Source organism: Ramlibacter sp., assembly GCF_035706265.1.
In the GTDB taxonomy this organism is placed as follows: Bacteria; Pseudomonadota; Gammaproteobacteria; order Burkholderiales; family Burkholderiaceae_C; genus Ramlibacter.
Genome location: NZ_DASSVG010000493.1, coordinates 1 through 3,650, shown reverse-complemented (window position 1 = coordinate 3,650; position 3,650 = coordinate 1). Strand labels below are relative to the sequence as shown.

2 protein-coding genes are annotated in these 3,650 nt (G+C 71.7%); both read right to left on the bottom strand.

Annotated features, from left to right (window positions below):
* A partial coding sequence (locus VFM98_RS17675; protein ID WP_325111216.1) for an ATP-binding protein occupies positions 1–2,818 on the bottom strand: 2,818 nt, incomplete at its 3' end.
* 121 nt (positions 2,819–2,939) lie between these two features.
* A partial coding sequence (locus VFM98_RS17670) for an SPASM domain-containing protein (protein WP_325111215.1) occupies positions 2,940–3,650 on the bottom strand: 711 nt, incomplete at its 5' end.

Sequence of the window (3,650 nt, the reverse complement as noted above, 5' to 3'; positions counted from 1 at the left end):
CGCCCGCGCGCGAGAGGCACAGGGCCAGGAACACCAGGCTGTGCCAGCGCAGGTAGGGCACCGCATGCTGTTCGCTCAGGCGGTGGCAGCCGCGCGCGTCGGCCACCGCCTCCTGGAAGCGGCGCGCCGCCATCAGCGCGTGGCTGCGCCAGATCAGCGCGCCGGCCACGTAGACGGGCGACTGCAGCTGCTCGGCCTCCTGCACCGAGAGCTCGCCGCTGCGCACGCCCTCGTCGCCCGGGCCGGCCTGGCAGCGCGCGTAGCCGATCCAGCCCAGGCCGGAGATGTAGTCGATGATGCTGCCGGCCTCCTTGTAGTGGCCGATGTTGGTCTCGTTCACGAACTCCAGCATCTCGCCGAACAGGCCCTGGCAGCACAGGTCCATGGTGAGGGCGGAACCGGGCTTGCGCTCGATCAGCTCGGAACCGGTCTCGCGCCCGAGCTGGCGGATCTCGCCGAAGATGCGCCGCGCGTCCTTGTAGCGGGTGGTGTAGAGGTGCGCGCGCCCTTCCTGGAACAGGATGGAGGAGAGCGTCGCGGCATCGCACGTCACGCCTTCCACCTGCGAGAGCTTGCGCGCCAGCGCGCCGAGCTCCATCAGCCGCTTGGGCAGGATCGCGAAGCGGCCCACTTCCATCAGCCCGAGGATGATGTCGATGTGCCGGCGCACGTTGTGCGGCGTCTGCGGCAGCGCGCCGACCAGCTCCTCCGCCCGGGTGAAGTAGGAGAGGGCTTCGGCGATCGCCACCATGCGCGTGGAGGCGAGGCCGGCAGCGTAGAGGTAGTCCACCTCGCGCTCGGGCAGGTTCGCTTCTCGGCAGTGGTGCGCCATCAGGCCCGGCTCGTGCGCCGCCAGCTCCGGCTGGTGCGCCTCGATGGCGTGCACGATGCGCGCGTGCAGCGCCTGGCGGTCGGCGCGCAGCTGGCCCTCGTAGGCGGCCTGCTGGATCAGCGCGTGCTTGAACATGTATTCGGCCGCCGGCGGCACGCCGCGGCAGAACAGCAGCTGCGCATCGACCAGGCGGGCCAGCGCCGCGGCCAGCGCCGCCGGCGGCTGGCCGGTCACGTGCTGCAGCAGCGCGAAGGTGAACTCGCGCCCGAGCGCGCTGGCCACGCGCGCCACTTCCTTGGCGCCTTCCAGCCGGTCCAGGCGCGCCATCAGGCTGTCGCGCAGGGTGGAGGGGATGTCCGGCGTCGGCAGCGTGGCCGCGTTGCCCAGCGTGCCTTCCTGCGCCGGCAGCGAGCGCGCTTCGAGCACGGTGGCCGTCAGTTCCTCGATGAACAGCGGCACGCCGTCGGTGCGGGCGAGGATCAGGTCCACCAGGGCCGGCGGCAGGCTCTCGCCCTGGCAGACGTTGTGGATCAGTTTCTCGGCGTCGGTGGCCTGCAGCGGCTCGAGCCGGATCTCGCGCACCGTGCCGGCCGTGCGCCAGTCGTGCGGGGCCGGCGGCCGCGAGGTGACCAGCGCCAGCAGGCGCCGCTCGCGCAGGCGCCGGAACAGCGCCTTCAGGAAGTCCTCGGTGGCGCCGTCCATCCAGTGCGCGTCTTCCAGCATGAACAGCAGCGCGGCCGATTCGCACTGGCGCTCGAAGTACTGCAGCAGCACCTCGCGCGTGAGGCTGCGCTGGCGATCGGGCGTCATCACCGGCAGCGTCCCCGGCGGCAGGGCGATGCCCACCAGGTCGGCGGCCAGCGCGACGTCCCGGCGCGAGGCCGACGCTCCCAGCCAGTGGGAGATGCTTTCCAGGTGTTCGGCGGCGCTGCCCGCGCCGATGCCGGCCTCGCGCCGGATCCAGGCGACCAGCGGATGCAGCGGCGTGCTGGTCTGGTTGGGCGCGCATTGCAGCAGCACCACGCTGCCGGCGCCGCGCGCGAAGCGGCCCGAGGCCGTGCGCATCAGGCGCGACTTGCCGATGCCGGCCTCGCCGATCAGGCTGACGATGCGGGCTTCGCCGCGCTGCGCGCTGGCCCAGCTCTCCTCCAGCGCCTGCAGCTCGGCGTCGCGGCCCACGCATTCCAGCGCGCGGCTGCGGTGGGCCTCGAAGCGGTCGGTCGCGAGCGACTCGCCGGTGACGCGCCACACGCGCACCGGCTTCTCGAGCCCGCGGAACTGGTGCTCGCCCAGGTCCGCATAGGTGAACATGCCGCCTGCCAGCCGCCGGGTGTCGTCCGACACGAGGATGCTGCCGGCGGTGGCCATCGACTGGATGCGCGCCGCGAGGTTGGGTGTGAGCCCGGTGGCCGCGTGGCGCTCGGCGAAGCCCGTGCCCACCATGTCGCTGATCACCGCCATGCCGGTGGCCAGGCCGATGTGGACGTTGAGTTCGCCGCCGGGCGCGGGGCGTTCGCTGGCCAGCCGCTCGAGGATGCGCAGGCTGGCGCGGATCGCGCATTCGGCGGCGTCCTCGCGCGCCATCGGATAGCCGAAGTAGGCCAGGATGCCGTCGCCGACCAGCCGCGCCGTGAAGCCGCCCGCTTCCTCGATGAGGTTGCAGCAGATCGAGTAGTAGCCGTGGATCAGGCCGCGCAGGTCGTCCAGGTCCAGCCGCTCCGACAGCGTGGTGGAGCCGACCAGGTCGCAGAACATGACGGTGACCTGACGCCGCTCGCCCTGTTGCTTTTTCGCCTTTTCCCGCTCCACCGCTTCCAGCAGGACGCGGCGGTGGCCCAGCGAGAGCCCGAGCTCCTTCAGGTCGGCATCGGAGAGGTGAGGCAGGAGGTCGAGCGTGACGTCGTTGCGGCGGAACGTCTCGGCGTGCATCGCCAGGCCGAGCGAATTCAGCCAGTCAACGAGATGGTGATCCTCCGGTGCGGTCATCCGATTCCCTTGCGCCGGGCCGCCCGGCTCCCCCGTGCAGCGGTTTCCAGCCCGCTGGTCTGGTGACGAATGTAGCGCGCCTGTATCGGGATGTCGATAACCGCCCGCCGCGCGGGCCTTCTCACGCGCTGAGCGCGCGCGATTGCTTCGGGTCGCGGAACACCAGCGGGCGCACCGGCGGCTCGCCGCGTTCCGCCCGCGCCACGGCCTCCTGCACCACGGCGTGGCGCGGACTCTTGGCGCAGACCGGATCGGCGGCGGCGGCGTCGCCCGCCAGCAGGAAGGCCTGGCAGCGGCAGCCACCGAGGTCCTGCTCGCGGTGCTCGCAGCTGCTGCAGGGCTCCTTCATCCAGCCCGTGCCACGGAAGCGGTTGAAGCCCTCCGAATCGAACCAGGCGCTGCGCACGCTGGTCGTGCGCAGGTCGGGGAAGGAGAGGCCCGGCAGCATGCGCGCGGTGTGGCAAGGGAGCGCCACGCCGTCGGGCGCCACGGACAGCAGCGTCGTGCCCCACCCATTGACGCAGCGCTTGGGCCGGCCCTCGTGGTAGTCGGGCGCGACGAAGAACAGGCGCATGCGGCCGGCGAGGCGCTCGCGCCACTGGTCCGTCACCGCCTCGGCCTCGCGCAGCTGCTCCCGCGTGGGCAGCAGGTGCTCGCGGTTCTCGAACGCCCAGGAGTAGTACTGCGTGTTGGCCAGTTCCAGGTATTCGGCGCCGATCGCGTCGGCCATCTCGATGATGCGGCCCACGTGCGCGATGTTGAGGCGGTGGATCACGCAGTTCATCACCATGGGCCAGCCCTGGTCCTTGATGATGCGCGCCACCTTCTGCTT